We start from the raw sequence: 17,848 nt of genomic DNA on the forward strand, positions 1-17,848 counted from the left end.
GTAACCGATGGCTTCAGAGAAGATACTCGGTATCGATCTTGGTACGACGAACAGCGCGATGGCTATCATGGAGGCGGGCGACCCTGACATAATCGAGAACTCCGAGGGCGACCGCACGACGCCTTCGGTGGTCGCGTTCAGCGACGACGGCGAACGCCTCGTCGGAAAGACGGCGAAGAATCAGGCGGTTCAGAATCCCGACAGGACGGTACAGTCTATAAAACGCCATATGGGTGAGGAGTATGAGGTAACCGTCGACAACGAGGACTACACGCCGGAGCAGATCAGCGCGATGGTACTCCAGAAGATGAAACGCGACGCCGAGGACTACCTCGGCGAGGAGATCGAGCGCGCCGTTATAACCGTCCCCGCCTACTTCTCCGACGCACAGAGGCAGGCGACCAAGGACGCAGGGAAGATAGCGGGTCTTGAGGTCGAACGTATCGTAAACGAACCCACCGCCGCGGCGATGGCTTACGGTCTCGACGACGAGTCCGATCAGACCGTCCTCGTCTACGACCTCGGCGGAGGGACGTTCGACGTCTCCATACTCGAACTCGGCGGCGGCGTCTACGAGGTCGTGGCGACGAGCGGAGACAACGATCTTGGCGGCGACGACTGGGACAACGCGATCATCGAACATCTCGCCGACGGGTTCGAGGACGAACACGGTATCGACCTACGTGAGGACAGACAGGCTCTCCAGCGTCTCAAGGACGCCGCGGAGGAGGCGAAGATAGAGCTTTCGTCGCGCAAGGAGACGAGCATAAACCTACCGTTCATCGCCGCGGGCGACGACGGACCTATCAACCTCGAAACCTCGCTCACCCGCGCCAAGTTCGAGTCGCTGACCGACGACCTTCTGGGGCGTACGACCGAACCGATGCGTCAGGCTATGGACGATGCGGGCGTCGACGAGGACGGTATAGACGAGATAATACTCGTCGGCGGTTCGACACGTATGCCGCAGGTGCGCGGTATGATAGGCGACGAGGTCGGTATCGAGCCACGCCGCGACGTAAACCCCGACGAGGCGGTGGCGCTCGGCGCGGCGATACAGGGCGGCGTCCTAAGCGGAGAGGTCGACGACCTCGTTCTCCTCGATGTCACCCCGCTGTCGCTCGGTATAGAGACGAAGGGCGGCGTCTTCACACGTCTAATCGACCGCAACACGACGATACCCACGGAGGCGTCGAAGGTCTTCACGACGGCGGCGGACAACCAGACGAGCGTCACCGTACGTGTCTTCCAGGGCGAGCGCGAGATCGCGGAGGAGAACGAACTCCTCGACGAGTTCATGCTGTCGGGTATACCGCCCGCGCCCGCAGGGACGCCACAGATAGAGGTCACTTTCTCGCTTGACGAGAACGGCATCGTCAACGTCGAGGCTGAGGACAAGGGTAGCGGCACGACGGAGTCGGTTACTATCGAGGGCGGCACGGGTCTTTCGGACGAGGAGATAGACGATATGGTGAACGAGGCGGAGAAACACGCCGAGGAGGACGAGCGCAGACGCGAGCGCATAGAGGCACGTAACGAGGCGGAGAGCGCCGCCAACCGAGCCGAAACAACGCTCGACGACAACCGCGAAGAGGTCGACGAGACGACGGCGGAGGAGGTCGAGGAAGCCGTCGAAGAGGTACGCGACGTGCTCGAAGACGAAGACGCCACAAAGGACGAACTCGAAGACGTGACCGAGTCGCTCAACGAGGCGGTGCAGGAGATGAGCAAGGAGATATACGCCGAGGCTGGCGAACCGGATGCAGGCGGTGCCGCAGGTGCAGGAGCCGCGGGTGCTGGAGGTGCCGCGGGCGCAGGTGCTGGTGGCGGCGCGGGCGGTGCCGACTTCGACTTCAGTCAGGCTGGCGGTGACTCAGGAACCGACGCCGAGGAAGCAGACTTCGAAGACTCGGAAAAGGACGACGGGTAACACCTGATGGCTCGGGACTACTACGACGCACTCGGTGTCGACCGCGACGCCTCGCAGGACGAGGTGAAGAGCGCGTACCGCGAGAAGGCGCGCGAGTACCATCCGGACGCGAGCGACCACGAGAACGCTCAGGAACGTTTCAAGGAGATACAGGAGGCGTACGAGGTTTTGGGCGACGAGGAGAAACGCGAGGCGTACGACCAGATGGGGCACGACAGGTTCAAGCAGGCGGAGAAACAGGGCTTCGATCCCTCCGAGGCGGGTGCCGGCGCGGGTACAGGAGGCGGACGCTCACGCGGCGGTATGGGAGGAGGCGGCGGTCTCGGAGATATCTTCGACGACCTGTTCGGCGGTGGCTTCGGCGGCGGTGGCGGACCCGACGCCAAGACATCCGTCACCGTCACGCTCGAAGACGTGTACGAGGGTGCCGAGAAGGAGGTTACGTACACCACGACCGCCGAATGCGGTACGTGCGACGGAACCGGCGCGGCGGAGCCTTCTAACGCACGTCGGTGTGGCACGTGCGGCGGTTCGGGACGCGTCGAACAGCGCCAGCGCACGCCTTTCGGACAGGCGACGACGGTTACCGAATGCCCCGACTGTGGCGGTAGCGGAACGGCGTACGACGAAGCCTGTGGCGACTGTGCCGGCGATGGAGAGGTGCGTGACCGCGTGACGCGCACCGTCGAGATACCTGCGGGCGTCGAGGACGGGACGACGCTACGTCTCCGTGACGCGGGTACCGAGATACATATTGAGGTTAGGGTTGAGGAGCACGACATCTTCGAACGCGACGGCGCTGATGTCTACTACGCACACCCCGTCTCGTTCCCGCAGGCCGTCTTCGGCGACACGGTTACGGTTCCTACACTCGAAGGCGAGGTCGACATGGAGGTTTCCGCGGGAACACGTAGCGGCGAAACCTTCCGTCTATCCGACCGTGGTATTCCACGTATGCAGAGACGCGGACGCGGCGATCAGTACGTACGTGTCGAGGTCGTGGTTCCGAACCCGTCCGATCTTACCGACGAACAGCGCGAGGCTCTCTCCGAGTTTGCATCGGCGGGCGGTGACGAGATAGAGTACGACGAAGGCTTTCTTGAGAAGCTAAAGCGCGGCGTCTTCAGCTAATCGACGCTCATCGGGTTTTGGCGCTCCTTCGGCGGATCCTGTACACGGAAGTAAGGGGGATCCTCACGGAACTCGACGAGCGACGTACTTCCCACGAATCCGCAGGGCGACTTTCTCAGGGTGAGGTACTGGAGACCGTCGTCGAGGACACGCGTTTCGAGAACCTGCTCCGCGGTATCGACGAAGAAGCCTGAGATACGGCTGTCGGTCACAGACGGGTTGTGGACGTTGACGACGACATCCTCCTCTCCCGTCTCCGTCTCTTGGAAATGCTGTAGCTCACGCGCGCCGCCGGGTCCGAGCCGGTGAACCGCCGTACCTGTTTTTGCGATCGCAAACGTGCCTGCCTCGCCGCCTCCGTCCGCGTTACGGAAGAACGAAACAACGTCGCCAACGTCGTCGGTCGCTCCCCTCACGTTGTCGCTTTCCGCGAACCCGCTCCACGAACCCGTCATGTCGAGTGCGAACAGCCGATCGTCCCTAAGGAGTTCGTCTACGGAGGTATCCGTCCCTTCCAAGACGGAGCCGACGCGCGCCGGTGTCAGATGCGTCGTCGGGAGGAGGACGAGCGTGTAGCCGCCTTCCACAGCCGTCGAGACGAACGAGCCGAGTATCGACGCAAGGTTGGCGTATCCGTCGTGCTTTAGAAGCACCGTCCCTCCACGTATGATACCGCCCCCGCACAGCTTGTCGAGACCTCCGACCCCGACCGAGACGTGTTCGTGCTGTTTGAGCGCGGGCGGCTGGGAACGGCGTTTGGGGGACAGTGTCACACCTTTGTCACCGAACTCGACCTCGACACGGCGTCTGTCGTGGTCTACCCCGCGCATCTTGGTGATGCGCAGGAACCGGTGCGGGTCGTCGGCTATCTCCTCGCCCCAGAGACGCACGACTCCGTGTGTCGTAAACCTGAGTGGGTTCGTGTCCCCGTCTGAGTATACGTCCTCAATGGTGAACAGAGACGTCGCCTCCATCTCGTCGGTGAAGAGACGTATCAGGTCGAGAGTCGTCCGACGGAAAATCTCGGCGTTTTCGCTCACCGCTCGCAGACCTGAGGCGCTGTCGAGGACGACACGGTCGCACGGCGCGAACTCCCTTAGGTACTCCGTGATGTACTCCGACGTAAACGGGGCGTCGAAGCCCTCGACGAACCCCGCCTCGTCACCCAGCGCACGTAGAACGAGTTCGTCCTCGTCGCTTTCGAGCGTCCTACCCGGCTTCGCGTGTACCGAGGCGACGCTGAGGCTGTCGTGATCAAGTTCGAAGTCGAAGGATCCGAACGAGTCACGTAGCTCTTCGACCGTCTGCTCGGTGCTGACGAAAAGACATTCGTCGCCGTTCTCTAGACCCTCCTGAAGGAAACCCATACCTAAGGTGCTCTTACCCGTACCCGGTCCGCCCGTGACGAGCACAGACCGCTCCTCGGGTATACCGCCGCCGAGCATCTTGTCGAGCATCTCCACACCTGACGAGACGCGGTTCGGTTCGGTGGTTCGTACCATCTTACTGTTACAAAAACGCCGAGGTATATATTTCCACGCCTCGAATCAGACGGCGCGTCCCGCGATGAAGGCGACGAGAGCGACGAACATAGCTGTCTTGAGTAGCTTCTGCCCCGACGAAGGTGATTTCCACGACCGTCGTACACCTTCGAGAAGCACCACGTCCGCGGTGGCGACGGCTACGAGGTACGCCGTACCGAAGCCGTCGAATACGAAGTACGGCGCGGGGCTAAGACCGACGGCGACGAGTACGGAAGCCGTGGCGAGTAGAACCGCACGGCGCTCGCCGTAGACAACGGGTAAGGTACGCGCCCCCTCGGCGGCGTCACCCTCGACATCCTCGACGTCCTTGACTATCTCACGTCCGAGGTTGACGAGTCCGGCGAGGAAGAACAGGACGACGGTGTACCTGACGCCTTCCGCCGCCGCGCCCCCGAACAGGAAGGCGCTCCCCGCGAGGTACGCCACGGCGACGTTTCCGACGAGAGGCATACGTTTGAGATGTGACGAGTAGACGACGAGAACGACGAGGTTGACGACGCCGATACCGACGGCGAGGAGCGGCAGGAGGGCGACGGTCAGAACGAGCGCCGCGGCGAACAGTGCGGCGGAGACGAAGGCGGCACCGCGACGCGAGATCCTACCGCTCGGAACAGGACGGTCGGGGCGGTTTACGGCGTCTATGTCGGCGTCGTAGTAGTCGTTGACGGCGTTCCCCGCGCCGGTTCCGAAAGCCGTCACGACCGCCGCGACAGCCACGGGTACGCCGAGCGAGCCGCCGACGTATCCGCCGACCGCCGCACCGAGCGCACCCACTCCTGCGTTCGTCGGACGCGTGAGTTCGAGCGCGGCGACGACCTTCTCTTTCACGCACCGACGTGTCGTGCGGTGCGCATCAACGCTTCGGTGCAACGTGGGTTATATAACGTAACGCGCCCACAGTATGAACATGTCGTTGGACGAACTCGACGTGGACAAGATATGGATGGACGGCGAACTCGTCGACTGGGACGAGGCTCAGATACACGTACTTTCGCACGTCGTCCATTACGGGAGCGGAGTCTTCGAGGGCGTAAGGTGCTACGACACCGTCGACGGACCCGCTGTCTTCCGCCACCGCGAACATTACGAACGCCTCGCCGACAGCGCAAAGGCGCTCGGTATCGGGATGGAGTATACGGTCGGCGAACTCGTAGAGGCGACACGCGAACTCATACGTGAGAACGAACTCGACTCGTGCTACATACGCCCTATCGTCTTCTACGGATACGACGAACTCGGTCTGAACCCGAAGGGCTGTCCCGTCCGTACCGCCATCGCGGTCTGGCCCTGGGGCGCGTACCTCGGCGAGGACGCAATAAACAACGGCGTCGATGTAGCTGTCTCGTCGTGGCGCAAGCACCATTCGTCACAGATACCCACGACGGCGAAGATCACGGGTGCGTACGTAAACTCGATCATGGCGTCGCTCGAAGCCAAGTCGAACGGCTATACGGAGGCGATACTGCTCGACAAGGAGGGTAGTGTCTCCGAGGGTCCCGGCGAGAACGTCTTCATGGTCAACGACGGTACGCTGTACACCACTCCTGTGGATTCGAGCATCTTGGACGGTATAACGCGTCAGTGTGTCATGGATGTCGCCGAAGATCTCGGATACGAGGTCGTCGAAAAACGTATCTCACGTAGCGAACTCTACACCGCGGACGAACTGTTCTTTACGGGAACCGCCGCGGAGGTCACGCCGATACGGAGCGTCGACGACCGTCAGGTACGTGAAGACGGACGCGGTCCTGTCACGAAGGAGATACAGGAAACGTTCTTCGAGATCACCGAGGGTAGACGCGACGGCTACACCGACTGGCTCGACTACGTCTAACGTCGCGCGATGACGACTGCGTGGTCGTCGTAGAACGGCGAAAGGTCGACCGTACGGTCTACGTCGTATGCGTCCTCCATCCTGTCCGCGACCTCCTCGTACTTCTCCTCGGGTTCCGCAGTCACGTCCTCGCTCCTCGCCTTGACGACGACGTAGACACGTCCGCCGTCGCGGACGAACGGCGCGTTCTTAACCGCTACGTCCGCCTGTCCGCGCGTCGCAACGTCCTGATACAGAACGTCGACGCCTTCTACGATGCCCGCGTAGACCGACGGCTTCCGTGCGTCGGCGAAGACGGGGAAAAGGCGATCGCGTGTCCCCGCAACGTCCACGAGACGTGACGCGGGACTCGGCGCGAACTCGACGGCGTATACGGCGCGTGCGGCATCCGCAAAGTACGACGGCGTCGTGCCTGCGCCGCCGCCGAGGTACAGTACACGCGCGTCTTCGAGCGGTATATCTACACCCTTGACAAGCGCTGCAGACGCCTTGCTCCTCCGCGGGTGCCATAGACGCAGACCGTCGACGACACGCTCGTCACGTACCTTCTCGCCGTCTGTCGCCGGATACCGTTCGCCGTCGACATCAACCCACCCTACGGTCATCCGTCATCACGTCCCTGTATACGTTCCATCTTCTCATCGAGTTCGTCGGCGAGTTGGGGGCGCAGGTCGCCCGCGTAACGGTCGACGCGCGCCGCTATCGTCAGCTTCCCCGCTACGGCGCGCGCCGCGCTTCCGCGTTCGTCCTCCCTCGTTCCGCGGACGTACGGATGGACGTAGATTACACCGTGCTTGGGCGGCGGTGCGTCGCCGCGTAGATGGCGGAAAAGGGCGTCCTCGGCACCCAGTACCTGTACGGTACTACTCGGCATACGTGCGAGTTCGTCGAGTCCGCCGGCAAGGGCGATGAGGCGCGCCGCGAGTACGGGATCCGCGAGGTTCGACAGGTTGGGTGCGAGTTCGGGCGTGCGTTCCTCGATAAAGCCGCGTGTCTCGTCGCGCGTCTCTTCGAGCGCGTTACGCCCCTCGACGACTCCTTCGACGGGAACCCTGTCGGTCTCCTCGCGCCAGTCGCGCGTCCGCTCGTCGAGTTCGTTTAGGCTATCGCCGACGGTTTCGAGCGTACGTACGGCGTTTATTACGTCGCGTTCCGCCGTGTCGACGGCTTCGTCGACGCGCCGGCGCGCCCCCTCCACGGTCGCTTGGTGCAAGGCGTCGTAGTAGCCGTCACGCGTCCCGAAGACGCCTGACTCAACCGCGTCTCCGGGTAGGTCACGCGCATCGGGTTCGCCCCCTTCGTCAAGCTCCTCAGTAACGGCGTCGGCGTCCGTCCCGCGTTCGTACCACGTCACGCAATCGCCTCCTCTAGCAGGGACGTTGCCGTTTCGTAAACCTCGTCTGCGCGTTCCTCCGTCTCTCCTTCAGCCGTCACACGCACCTTCGGCTCCGTACCGCTTGGACGTATCAGGAACCAGCCGCCGTCTACGCCGACACGCACACCGTCGACGGCGCTGTAGTCGCCGTACTCGTCGCGTGCCTGTTCCCCAACACCGTCCATGACGCACGGCTTGTCCTCGTCGGCAACACCGAAGTTACCGCGGCGTACGAACCGCGGAGGGAGGGCGTCTATCTGTCGGCGCAACGGCTCCTCGGTGGCGAGCGCGCAGACCTTCGCTGACGCGAGGACGCCGTCGGGGCACAACGTCTCATCGGGGAATATCCAGTTGTTGCTCGGTTCGCCGCCGAAGCCGCCGCCGTTCTGCTTTAGCTCCGCGGCGACGTTTACGTCCCCGACGGCGGTACGGCGCACGTCCGCAACCTCGTCGACGACCGTACTCGTATTGACGGGCGCGACGACCTCGTCCGCACCCTCGAAACGCGCAAAAAGAGCCATAAGAGAGTCGGGTTCGACGTACTCGCCCGACGAGTCAACCACAGCGACACGGTCGGCGTCGCCGTCGTGCGCCAACCCCAACTCCGCGTCGTACGCGACGACGGCATCCTTCAGATCGTCGAGGTTCTCGTCGGTCGGTTCGGGTAGGCGCGCGGAGAAGCTTCCGTCGTACTCGCAGTTGACCGTCACGACGTCGCATCCAAGACGGCGCAGGACGCGCGGCGTGATACGTGAACCCGCCCCGCCCGCACCGTCGACGACGACACGGACGTCCGCCTCAGCGACGGCATCGACGACGGCGTCCCCGTGTTCACGTAGAACACCGTCGAAACGCCTCTCCTCGCCGAACGACTCTGCGTCGACCGAAGATGCGCCGGATTCGACGCGTTCCTCGACGACACCGCGCTGTTCACCGTCGTACGCCGTCCCGTCGGCGTTCCACGGCTTAAAACCGTTGTACTCCGGCGGGTTGTGTGACGCCGTCACGACGAGCGCCGTGTCGTCGGCGTGGCGCACCACCGACGGCGTCGGGGCTATACCGACGCGTTCGGCATCCGCACCCGCCGATAGAACACCTGCGACGACGCCGTCTTCGAGCGCCTTTCCCGTGACACGCGTATCCCGTCCGACAGTAACCGTGTCGGCGTCCTCACCCACCGCCGCGCCTATACGCAGAGCAAGGTCGGTCGTTATCTTCTCTCCGACGACGCCACGGACGCCGCTCGTTCCGAACATGGTCGACGTAAGCGCACCGCCGTTATCAAGCCTGCGAAGGGAAAGACAGATTAGCCCGACGCCCCTATCCGTACTCGAAAGGGGCCGGTAGCTTAGTCCGGCTTAAAGCATCGGGCTTTTAACCCGATGACCGAGGGTTCAAATCCCTCCCGGCCCGTACGAACCGTGTTTTACGAAAGGAGTGGACTGATGGGATTTGAACCAGAGAACGGACGAGAGAAACGAGTGAAGTAACCGTTGTTCGAACCCCCCGACCCGTAGAGAAAGATCCTCTGTCCTACCGCAAGACGTAACCCGACGCCCGCGCTACGCCGAACGTGGAACGCGCAGAGGTACTACGTCTCGGTCACCGTCCGGAGCGCGACGAACGTCTGACGACCCATGTCTGTCTCACGGCGCGCGCTCTCGGCGCTGAGGCGGTACACGTCGACGGTAAGGGCACCGGACCCGTCGGGACGGCGCGCGAGGTCACACGGCGTTTCGGCGGAGGGTTCGAAGCCGACACCGTAGGGTCGCCGCGTTCCGTCGTACGTGACTTCGACGGCAACGTCGCGCATCTTACGATGTACGGCGAACCCGTACAGGACGTAATCGACGACGTACGTGAAGAACCCGTCCTCGCCGTCGTGGGTGCGGGAAAGGTCGACGGCTGGGTCTACGAGGAGGCGGACTACAACGTCGGCGTCACCAACCAGCCGCATTCGGAGGTCGCGGCTCTCGCCGTGTTTCTCCACGAGTACTTCGGCGGCGAAGAGCTTGAAGCCCGTTTCGCCGGCGGTGAGGTAGAGGTCGTACCGTCGGCAAGCGGAAAGGAAACGAGGTCTATTCGAGACTCTCGATAGCCGCGGCGAGATCCCTATCGGTGGTCTTGAGTGCTTCGCGCGCATCGTCCTCATCGACATCCGCCTGCTCTGCGACGAGAGAAACGTCCTCGTCGTCGACGCGCGACCGCTCGCGCGACTCACCGACGACCTGATACGTCTTCTGACCCTGCGCCTCTATCGAGTTAACGTCCGCGTCGTCGATAACGATCTCCTTCGTACCCGTCTTGATTACGACCTCTTCGACGCCTTCTATCTCCTCCATATCGACGCCCATCTGGTTCATCATCTTCTTCATCCGTCTGGAGTCTCCTCCTCCTCCGAACATACGCGACGGTTCGTATCGCAGGAACAAAAAACGAACGGTGACGCCCTTTACTTGCGTCGCGTTAAGCTTAAACGTCTTGATTACTACCGGTTATACAATGGAGATACCTACACCTGAGGATCTCAAGGAAAAACGGAAGTCGCTCGGTATGACACAGAGCGAACTCGCCGACAGCGCAGGTGTTTCACAGCCGCTGATCGCACGTATAGAGAACGGCGACGTGGATCCGCGCCTCTCTACCGTCTCGCGTATAGTCGAGGTCTTCGAGACCGCAGAGGAGGACGTGGTGACAGCCGACGATCTGATGAGCGACGGCGTCATCTCCGTCGCACCCGACGATACTGTACGCGACGCCGTCGAGACGATGCAGGACGCCCAGTTCTCTCAGCTTCCCGTCGTCAAGGACGGCGTCCCCGTCGGTTCGACGAGCGACGCAACCGTGGCGCGTGCGCGTTCACAGACCGAAGACCTGCCGCACGCGCCCGTCGAGGATATAATGGGCGAGTCGTTCCCGACGATATCCCCCGACGCTGACCTCTCTACCGTCTCACGTCTTCTCGATCACTCCAGCGCCGTCCTCGTCACGCGCGAGGGGAAGGTTGCGGGTATCATCACCGACGCAGACCTTGCGGCGTACGTCGGTTCGGACTGAGCCTCCGCCGCATCTATATGAGGCGCGTCCGTACGACACCGCATGTACGACGGTATACTGCTTGCCACCGACGGTAGCGAGACAGCCGAACGCGCCGCCGACCACGCCGTTGCGCTGGCGTCGGAGTTCGGCGCGACCCTTCATGTCGTTCACGCCGTCGCGCCCGGAATAACCGATGTCATTTCCTCCGATAGCGTCGGTGAACTCGTCCACGACGCAGAGGAGACCGGTGAAGAACTCGTCGAGAAGGTCGCCGACCGAGCGCGCGCAGAGGGCGTCGACTCCGTGACGCACGTCGAACAGCGCGTCCCTCACGAGGTGATAATCGAGTACGCCGACGAGAACGAGGTTGACGTTATCGTCGTAGGTTCGCGCGGAAGGTCGGAGAAGAGCCTACGCGACCGTCTTCTCGGCGGCGTCTCTACAAACGTCGTCTACGTCTCCGACGTACCCGTGCTGACGGTTCGTTAGCACTAACGCACGAAGAGCTTGTACTTGACGTCGCCGCCGTCTATCTCCTGCAGAATACGGTCGACGAGAACCCCCGCAGGGTCGTGGAAGCCGCTTACGCGATCCTCAAGATCGTCGTAGCTCTCGAACTCGTCGTACTTGCGCTCATCAAGCACCGTGTTACGTATCTTCTCACCCACGCCGGGGAGGAGATCAAGCTGATGCATACGTATGGTGACCGAACCCGCCTCGTTGAAGAAGTCGAGGAAACGTTCCTCGTCCTCCTCAACGATGTCCTTGACGGCGTACTCAAGCTCCATCTGAGAGCCCTGTGTGAGACCCGTGTACTCTATACGTTGCTTGACGCGGTCGACGCGCTCGCGCTCTTCATCGCCGACGTAGAGACGGTCACCGATAGTTACGTCTGCGTCCTTCTTAGGAAGAATCTCTAGGAGCGTGAAGCCGTCGACGCCGAGAGCCTGAGCAAGTGGTTCATCGCTCGCCCTGTCCTCCGAGCGCCCCGTAGGCATGTAGTCGAGTACGTAGACGTACTCCTCCCTGTCCGAGTCCTTGTCTGACATTCTGACACCTTCTTTTTCTAAGAACTCTTGCTACCTATACTTGGCGACGGCGTTGAGTATCTCGTCCATCTCGTCGGAGTCAAGCGAGTAACGTTCCTTTGCGTAGACCGACCGGAGTTCGTCGCGGTTCCGGGGGAGTAGGTCGACTATCTTGTGCGCCACGAAGTCGTCGACAGCCTCGAACTCAACGAGAGTACCGAGTAGCTCCTCCGCCTCGTCGGTGTCAAGGACGGCGAACTCGTTGACGTGTTCGAGCGAACGGCGTAGCTCGTACGCCATCTCCCGATCCTCGTCGGCGCGGTCGTCGGCGATCTCGTTGAGCGTCTCCTTAACCTCGGAGACGGTCACGTACTCCTCGTCGAGCTTCTCCTTGACTATCATCCTTGCTCGACAAGGTGCTGGGGACGCACGAAGACCGTCTTACGCGCGTCGCCGTCGTTTATCTCGACCTCGTACGCGCGCCCCTGCTCCCCGACGACCGATCCTGTCCGTCCCTGAAACTTGGGGTCGGGACGTCCGTCCGGAACGCTTGGGTCTATCTTTATATGTACCTTCTGTCCTTCGTCAAACTCGCGCACCGCACCGCTCGGAGGACTCGCACCCTGCTCCCTCACGGGGTTGCTGAGCTTGTTCCTCGTATCCGCTCTGTTACCTTTCGAGTTGGGCATACGGACAGGTGGTTGGGATACGACATAAGGCTTTTCGTAGACAAACGCACGCAAGCCGACAGCCCTTTACACACGGACGGAACACGATGTCTAAGATGGAAAGGCGGAGGTGGATACGGTGGCGGTGTTAGCCGTCGTTGGAATCGCCCTCGCCGCCGGCTTCTTCATGGCGTGGACTATCGGGGCTAACTCGAACTCGCCGCCTTTCGCACCCGCCGTCGGCGCGAACGCGATACCGGTGATGCGCGCCGCCTTGCTCGTCGGCGTCTTCGGCTTCCTCGGTGCCGTCCTACAGGGCGCGAGCATCTCCGAGACGGTCGGAAACGATCTGATAAGCAACGTCAGTATCACGCCTCTCTCGGCGGCGTCGGGTCTTCTCACAGCCGCGACGTTCATTACGGTCGGCAACAGACGCGGCTATCCGATCCCCGCGGCTTTCACCGTCACGGGCGCTATGATAGGCGCGGGTCTCGCTCTCGGAGGGGCGCCCGCGTACTCAACCTACACCAACATCGCCGTCTTCTGGCTCGCTATACCTTTCGTCGGCGGCTTTATCGGTTTCGCAACGGCTACGGTCCTACGTCTCGACTCACTACCCGAAACCGTCGGCGTACCCGCTCTCGGCTTCGTGACGGGGGCTACGGTCGCGAACATGCGTTTCTCGTTCATACCCGACCCGGTACGCTCCCAAGGAACCCCGGCGCGGTACGTCGCCGAGGCGGTGGGCTTGGACGCGCCGTCCGTCCTCGGCTACAACGCGGTTGCGCTCGTCTTCTCCGTCGCCCTCGGTCTAGCCGTCGCGGGCGTGGTACGGCGTTCCGTCGCGCGGTCGGTCGAGAACGGCGTCAGGAGCTTTCTCGTGGTTCTCGGAGCACTCGTCGTCTTCTCGTCGGGCGGTTCGCAGGTCGGATTGGCGACGGGTCCTCTCGAAACCTTGTTCAACGACGATCTCAGCCTGTCGACCGTCTACCTCCTTGGCTTCGGTGCCGTCGCGCTCCTACTCGGCGCATGGACGGGCGCGCCACGTGTCGTGCAGGCGGTTTCGCGCGAGTACTCCGAGCTGGGTGTACGCCGCTCTATCTCTGCGCTCGTACCCTCGTTCCTCATCACTCAGGCGGCGATCACGCTCGGTCTCCCCATCTCGGCGAACGAGGTCGTGATTTCGAGCCTTATCGGTAGCGGTCTCGTCGAAGGTTCGTCGGGTGTTTCGTCGAAGAAGGTCGGCTATACGGTCGGCGTCTGGCTACTGTCGCTCGCCGCGGCGCTGGTTACGTCGTACGGACTCTACACGTTACTTTCGTCGCTCTTCGGCGCTTCCTGACCACCTTCGAGAGCGCCCTGTTTGAGTTCGCGCGCCTTCTGCCCGATCTCCTCGATGCCGTCCTCCATGCCTTCGACGAAGACGCTTCCCGCCACGACGGCGTCCGCGCCCCCGCGTACGATCTCACGCGCGTGTTCGCCCTTTGAAACACCGAAGCCGACAGCCTTCGGGACGTCGTACCCCTCGACGCGTCTGAGGACGTCGTACGTCGCCCCTGATACGTCGTCGCGCGCCCCCGTCGTTCCGAGACGCGCCTGTACGTATACGAAGCCCGAAACGCGTTCCATGATACGTTCGAGACGGTCGTCGGTCGTCGTGGGCGCGACGATAAAGACGAGGCTGACGCCGTGTTCCTCGCACGCCTCGTACAGAGCATCCGACTCGTCAACGGGAAGGTCGGGTACTATGATACCTTCGATGCCTACGCTCTTACAGTCGCGTACGAACTTGTCGACGCCGCGTTTCATTATGAGGTTGTAGTATGTCATACAGACGAGGGGTATGTCGACGTCCGCCTCGCCGATCTTGTCGAAGTAGACATCGGGTGTCATACCGTTCTGAAGCGCGCGCGTGATGGCGTTCTGTATCGTCGGTCCGTCGGCGATAGGCTCGCTGAACGGCAGACCGACCTCGACAACATCCGCTCCGCCTTCCCCGAACGCCTCGATTGCGTCGGGCGTCGACTCTACTGACGGATACCCCGCGACGAAGTACGGTATGAGAGCGGGTTCGTCGGGCAGTTCGAGCATTACGCACCCTCTCCGAAGCCCACGTCCATATCCATACCTATGCTCTCCATCGCGGTTTCGAGATCCTTGTCGCCGCGTCCGCAGAGGTTTATGACGACGTAGTCGCCGAGCGAGTCGCCTTCACGCAGTACGTGTGCGACGGCGTGACTGGGTTCGAGCGCGGGTATGATACCTTCGTCCTCCGACAGAATCTGAAACGCGTTCATAGCCTCGTCGTCGTCCGCCGTCGCGGGTTTGACGCGTCCTTCGTCTACGAGAGCGGCGAGTTCGGGACCTACCCCGGAGTAGTCGAGACCCGCCGACAGCGAATGGCTCTCAAGTATCTGACCCTCGTCGTTCTGGAGTATCTTGGTGCGCGCCCCGTGCAGAACGCCATCGTCACCTATGTTGAGCGACGCCGAGTTGGGCGCGCGCTCGTCGTCGGTTTCGAGCGATGAACCGCCCGCCTCGACGGCGTGTAGCTCCACCTCCTCGTCGTCTATGAACTCGTAGAACGCCCCCATCGTGTTTGAACCGCCCCCCGCACACGCAACGATAGAGTCGGGCAGGCGTCCCTCCGCCTCCATCGACTGCTCACGTATCTCGCGTCCGATTACGCTCTGGAAGTCCCTAACCATCGCGGGGAACGGATGGGGACCCACGACGCTACCTATGACGTAATGCGTATCCTCGACGTTCGTCGCCCAGTCGCGCATCGTCTCGTTTATAGCGTCCTTGAGGGTCGCGCTCCCCGTTTCGACGGGTGTGACGGTGGCGCCCATGAGACGCATACGGAAGACGTTTGGGCGCTGTCTCTCCATATCCTTCGCACCCATGTAGACCTCGCAGTCCATGTTGAGCGCCGCGGACGCCATCGCGGTCGCCGTGCCGTGCTGTCCCGCGCCCGTCTCGGCTATTATACGCTCCTTCCCCATCTTCTTGGCGAGGAGAACCTGTCCGAGCGCGTTGTTGAGCTTGTGCGCCCCTCCGTGGAGGAGTTCGTCGCGTTTGAGGTAGACCTTCGTCCCTACACGCTCGCTCAGCTGTGGCGCGTGGTAGAACGCAGTCGGGCGTCCGCCGTAGTCCCTTAGCTTCGCGTCGAGTTCGTTGAGGAAGCCGTCGTCGTTCAGGTACTCCTCGTACGCCTCCTCTAACTCGTCTATCGCGGGCATTATCGCTTCGGGGACGTACTGTCCACCGTAGCCTTCGAACTTACCTTTGCTCATCTTTGTACATTAATGTGCAGACATGTTCATTAAGCTTACGTTCCGTGCCTACGCCTCGACGAGTTCGCGCGTCTTCTCGCGTACGTCGTCGGCGCGTGTGATGGCGGTTCCGACGAGTACGGCGTCAGCGCCCGCGTCGATCATCCTACGGACATCCTCCGGTTTCTCCATACCGCTTTCCGCCACACCGACACGGTCGTCGGGCACAGTCGGAAGGAGTTCCTCTGCGCGTCCAAGATCGACCTCCAACCGCCGGAGGTCGCGGCTGTTGACGCCGATCACGCGCGCACCGGTTCGGAGCGCAGTTTCGAGTTCGTCGCGCGTATGCGTCTCAACGAGAGGTTCGAACCCCGCTGAACGCGCTTCGTCGACGAGACCGCCGAGATCGTCGACGAAAGCGGTTATGAGAAGCAGAAGGTCAGCGCGCACCTCGCGTATCTGCGCCTCATCGACCACGAAGTCCTTACGCAGGACGGGTACATCGACCGCCTCACGCACCTCGCGCAGGGCGTCCGCCGAACCGCCGAAACGTCGGGGTTCGGTGAGTACGGAAACCGCCGTCGCGCCGCCTGCGACCATCTCCCGCGCCGTCTCCGCAGGGTCGAGCGCCACGGTACCCTCTGTCGTCGGTGATGTCGGCTTTACCTCCGCGACCACGGGGACGCGCCCTGCCTCCTTCGTCTCCTCAACTGCGCCGATGAAGTCACGCGGATCCACGGTGTCGAACGCCCTTTCGGCGCTCTCTGCGCGTTCCTCGGCGTCTTCGAGTATCTCACGTACGTCCGGATGCATGCGGTGACGTACGCGGGCGCGGTTGAAACGTCTTCGGTCGTGTGTTGGTGGTTCGGATGGACGTGTAACACACCGTAGTTAAGACGTAACCTACGGATCAGGTGGGGGAAGACGCGTCCTTCGTGGTGTGTTCACCGCACAGAACCGCGGTTCTTCGGTGACTTGCCGACTGTAGATATACCCTCTCAGATACGTGACATCCGGTCGTTCTCACGTATCACCGAACCGTCTGACCGGCGTCTTCCCTCATCTCCCGAACCTCTCAGGGATCCCCACCTCGATACCTTCCCCGTACCCCGTGTACCTCGTGTCGCCGAATATCTCCATCGACCCGCTCACCTCGTCCTCGCCGTCGCCCTCGAAACGTAGGTTCAGGAGGTACGCGAACCTGAGCGGGCGGCTTGTCTCACGGTCGACCCAGAGGTAGGCTTCCGACGTGTTGACAGAGCCTTCGGACGGATCGCCACCCTGTTCGCCGTCACCGAACCTCGCGGGACCGTTGTCTTCAATAGCGCGCGAGAATGCGGATCCGAGCGAACCGACGCCGAGGTCGAGCGACAGTACGTACGCCTCTTCCCCTCCGACCTCGCCGACGCCTTCGACCGTCGCGTCCGCGCCCTCAACTGTGTCGACGAGGTAGTCCGCACCGGGGCTGAGGGGTTCGCCCGGTGCGGTGCGGTTCACCTCACCCGTTTCGTCGGTACCGTTCGTCCTAACCGTGTACCTCGCGTCCCCCGTGCGGTAGACCTCCGTCTCGAACGCCTCGCCTCCCGACATACCGAGGAGTTCGGCACCGCTCCCGCCTTCGGACTGCGTGTGGGATACGTTATCCTCCTCGTCGAACTCCCCTGTGGTGTTCATGTTCATCGAGATACCGAAGAAGGAGGCGAGATCCATACGTGTCTCGGACTCGACGCGGTACGTATCCGCCCCTTCGGCGGTGTCGAGAGCCGACGTCAGTATATCATCCCCCGTCGCTTCGGTGTCCGCGGGTTCGACGTCCGGCGTTATCTTCGCACCGACGTCCGCCTCTCCGCCGCCGATGCATCCCGTCGATACGACGAGAACGGCGACTGCGACACACGCGACGACCCTCTTTGCGCCTCTCATCTCCGTGTATCTTATCCTCATTACCTGTCCCTTTGCGGCGTCCGGAAAAGTAGCTTGGGTAAGCCAAAAGGCGTCTTTGCGTTACCCGTCCCGCCTAACGA

General features: G+C 62.2%; 20 protein-coding genes and 1 tRNA gene. 8 read left to right on the plus strand and 13 right to left on the minus strand.

What is annotated here, in order from left to right:
• Positions 1 to 7: 7 nt before the first annotated feature.
• Positions 8 to 1,930: a molecular chaperone DnaK gene (dnaK, locus tag EGH25_RS03110; protein WP_266086123.1), complete on the plus strand. Its 1,923-nt coding sequence runs from the start codon at positions 8 to 10 to the stop codon at positions 1,928 to 1,930.
• Positions 1,931 to 1,936: 6 nt separating this feature from the next.
• The gene (locus tag EGH25_RS03115; protein ID WP_266086125.1) at positions 1,937 to 3,061 is read left to right on the plus strand and encodes a DnaJ C-terminal domain-containing protein; all 1,125 of its coding nucleotides are present in this window, start codon (positions 1,937 to 1,939) and stop codon (positions 3,059 to 3,061) included.
• Here the strand turns inward: EGH25_RS03115 and EGH25_RS03120 are convergent.
• A complete protein-coding gene (locus tag EGH25_RS03120; RefSeq protein WP_266086127.1) occupies positions 3,058 to 4,563 on the minus strand; it encodes an RAD55 family ATPase in 1,506 nt (501 codons plus the stop codon). The two genes, EGH25_RS03115 and EGH25_RS03120, sit on opposite strands and share 4 nt — an antisense overlap.
• Before the next feature lie 45 nt (positions 4,564 to 4,608).
• Positions 4,609 to 5,433 carry a geranylgeranylglycerol-phosphate geranylgeranyltransferase gene (locus EGH25_RS03125; protein WP_266086129.1) on the minus strand — a complete coding sequence of 275 codons (825 nt, stop codon included), beginning with the start codon at positions 5,431 to 5,433 and terminating at the stop codon, positions 4,609 to 4,611.
• Positions 5,434 to 5,512: 79 nt separating this feature from the next.
• On the opposite strand from EGH25_RS03125, the gene EGH25_RS03130 reads away from it, so the two are divergent.
• Positions 5,513 to 6,439, plus strand: coding sequence for a branched-chain amino acid transaminase (locus EGH25_RS03130; protein ID WP_266086131.1), 927 nt, complete (start codon positions 5,513 to 5,515; stop codon positions 6,437 to 6,439).
• Here EGH25_RS03130 and EGH25_RS03135 read toward each other — a convergent pair.
• Genes EGH25_RS03135 through EGH25_RS03145 form a run of 3 tightly spaced genes read right to left on the minus strand, consistent with a single transcriptional unit; the run spans position 6,436 to position 9,070 of the window.
• Positions 6,436 to 7,044 carry a fibrillarin-like rRNA/tRNA 2'-O-methyltransferase gene (locus tag EGH25_RS03135; RefSeq protein ID WP_266086133.1) on the minus strand — a complete coding sequence of 203 codons (609 nt, stop codon included), beginning with the start codon at positions 7,042 to 7,044 and terminating at the stop codon, positions 6,436 to 6,438. The genes EGH25_RS03130 and EGH25_RS03135 overlap by 4 nt on opposite strands.
• Complete coding sequence (locus EGH25_RS03140; protein WP_266086135.1) at positions 7,041 to 7,793, minus strand: NOP5/NOP56 family protein; 753 nt, start codon at positions 7,791 to 7,793, stop codon at positions 7,041 to 7,043. Before EGH25_RS03140 ends, EGH25_RS03135 begins: the two co-directional genes overlap by 4 nt.
• Entirely contained in the window at positions 7,790 to 9,070 is a 1,281-nt protein-coding gene (locus EGH25_RS03145) for a phosphopentomutase/phosphoglucosamine mutase (RefSeq protein WP_266086136.1), read from the minus strand. Before EGH25_RS03145 ends, EGH25_RS03140 begins: the two co-directional genes overlap by 4 nt.
• Before the next feature lie 81 nt (positions 9,071 to 9,151).
• Here EGH25_RS03145 and EGH25_RS03150 point away from each other — a divergent pair.
• Both EGH25_RS03150 and EGH25_RS03155 read left to right on the plus strand, forming a co-directional pair.
• Positions 9,152 to 9,227, plus strand: a tRNA-Lys gene (locus tag EGH25_RS03150).
• A 160-nt stretch (positions 9,228 to 9,387) separates the two neighbouring features.
• Entirely contained in the window at positions 9,388 to 9,912 is a 525-nt protein-coding gene (locus tag EGH25_RS03155) for a tRNA (cytidine(56)-2'-O)-methyltransferase (RefSeq protein WP_266086137.1), read from the plus strand.
• Here the strand turns inward: EGH25_RS03155 and EGH25_RS03160 are convergent.
• On the minus strand, positions 9,893 to 10,219 hold the full coding sequence (locus tag EGH25_RS03160) for a nascent polypeptide-associated complex protein (RefSeq protein WP_266086139.1): 327 nt from the start codon (positions 10,217 to 10,219) through the stop codon (positions 9,893 to 9,895). The genes EGH25_RS03155 and EGH25_RS03160 overlap by 20 nt on opposite strands.
• Before the next feature lie 97 nt (positions 10,220 to 10,316).
• On the opposite strand from EGH25_RS03160, the gene EGH25_RS03165 reads away from it, so the two are divergent.
• Together EGH25_RS03165 and EGH25_RS03170 are read left to right on the plus strand one after the other, a co-directional pair.
• On the plus strand, positions 10,317 to 10,871 hold the full coding sequence (locus EGH25_RS03165; protein ID WP_266086141.1) for a CBS domain-containing protein: 555 nt from the start codon (positions 10,317 to 10,319) through the stop codon (positions 10,869 to 10,871).
• A gap of 42 nt (positions 10,872 to 10,913) precedes the next feature.
• The gene (locus EGH25_RS03170; RefSeq protein ID WP_266086143.1) at positions 10,914 to 11,342 is read left to right on the plus strand and encodes a universal stress protein; all 429 of its coding nucleotides are present in this window, start codon (positions 10,914 to 10,916) and stop codon (positions 11,340 to 11,342) included.
• A 2-nt stretch (positions 11,343 to 11,344) separates the two neighbouring features.
• On the opposite strand, the gene EGH25_RS03175 is transcribed toward EGH25_RS03170, so the two are convergent.
• From EGH25_RS03175 to EGH25_RS03185, 3 genes are read right to left on the minus strand one after another with little or no spacing between them, the layout of a single operon-like run.
• Positions 11,345 to 11,902 (minus strand): DUF655 domain-containing protein, encoded by a 558-nt coding sequence (locus EGH25_RS03175; RefSeq protein WP_266086144.1) that lies wholly within the window; start codon positions 11,900 to 11,902, stop codon positions 11,345 to 11,347.
• Positions 11,903 to 11,932: 30 nt separating this feature from the next.
• Entirely contained in the window at positions 11,933 to 12,283 is a 351-nt protein-coding gene (locus EGH25_RS03180; protein WP_266086145.1) for an RNA polymerase Rpb4 family protein, read from the minus strand.
• On the minus strand, positions 12,280 to 12,570 hold the full coding sequence (locus EGH25_RS03185; RefSeq protein WP_266086146.1) for a 50S ribosomal protein L21e: 291 nt from the start codon (positions 12,568 to 12,570) through the stop codon (positions 12,280 to 12,282). The genes EGH25_RS03180 and EGH25_RS03185 overlap by 4 nt, the downstream gene beginning before the upstream one ends.
• Positions 12,571 to 12,679: 109 nt before the next feature.
• On the opposite strand from EGH25_RS03185, the gene EGH25_RS03190 reads away from it, so the two are divergent.
• On the plus strand, positions 12,680 to 13,891 hold the full coding sequence (locus tag EGH25_RS03190; protein ID WP_420841082.1) for an inorganic phosphate transporter: 1,212 nt from the start codon (positions 12,680 to 12,682) through the stop codon (positions 13,889 to 13,891).
• On the opposite strand, the gene trpA is transcribed toward EGH25_RS03190, so the two are convergent.
• The 4 genes from trpA to EGH25_RS03210 form a co-directional block, all read right to left on the minus strand.
• Positions 13,855 to 14,640, minus strand: a complete 786-nt coding sequence (gene trpA / locus EGH25_RS03195; protein ID WP_266086147.1) for a tryptophan synthase subunit alpha — start codon at positions 14,638 to 14,640, stop codon at positions 13,855 to 13,857. The genes EGH25_RS03190 and trpA overlap by 37 nt on opposite strands.
• Entirely contained in the window at positions 14,640 to 15,845 is a 1,206-nt protein-coding gene (gene trpB / locus EGH25_RS03200) for a tryptophan synthase subunit beta (RefSeq protein ID WP_266086149.1), read from the minus strand. Before trpB ends, trpA begins: the two co-directional genes overlap by 1 nt.
• A 48-nt stretch (positions 15,846 to 15,893) precedes the next feature.
• Positions 15,894 to 16,637, minus strand: a complete 744-nt coding sequence (locus tag EGH25_RS03205; RefSeq protein ID WP_266086150.1) for an indole-3-glycerol-phosphate synthase — start codon at positions 16,635 to 16,637, stop codon at positions 15,894 to 15,896.
• Positions 16,638 to 16,883: 246 nt separating this feature from the next.
• The gene (locus tag EGH25_RS03210) at positions 16,884 to 17,768 is read right to left on the minus strand and encodes a hypothetical protein (protein ID WP_266086151.1); all 885 of its coding nucleotides are present in this window, start codon (positions 17,766 to 17,768) and stop codon (positions 16,884 to 16,886) included.
• Positions 17,769 to 17,848 lie beyond the last annotated feature (80 nt).

It is taken from the genome of Halorutilus salinus (genome assembly GCF_026242195.1).
Classification (GTDB): domain Archaea; phylum Halobacteriota; class Halobacteria; order Halobacteriales; family Halorutilaceae; genus Halorutilus; species Halorutilus salinus.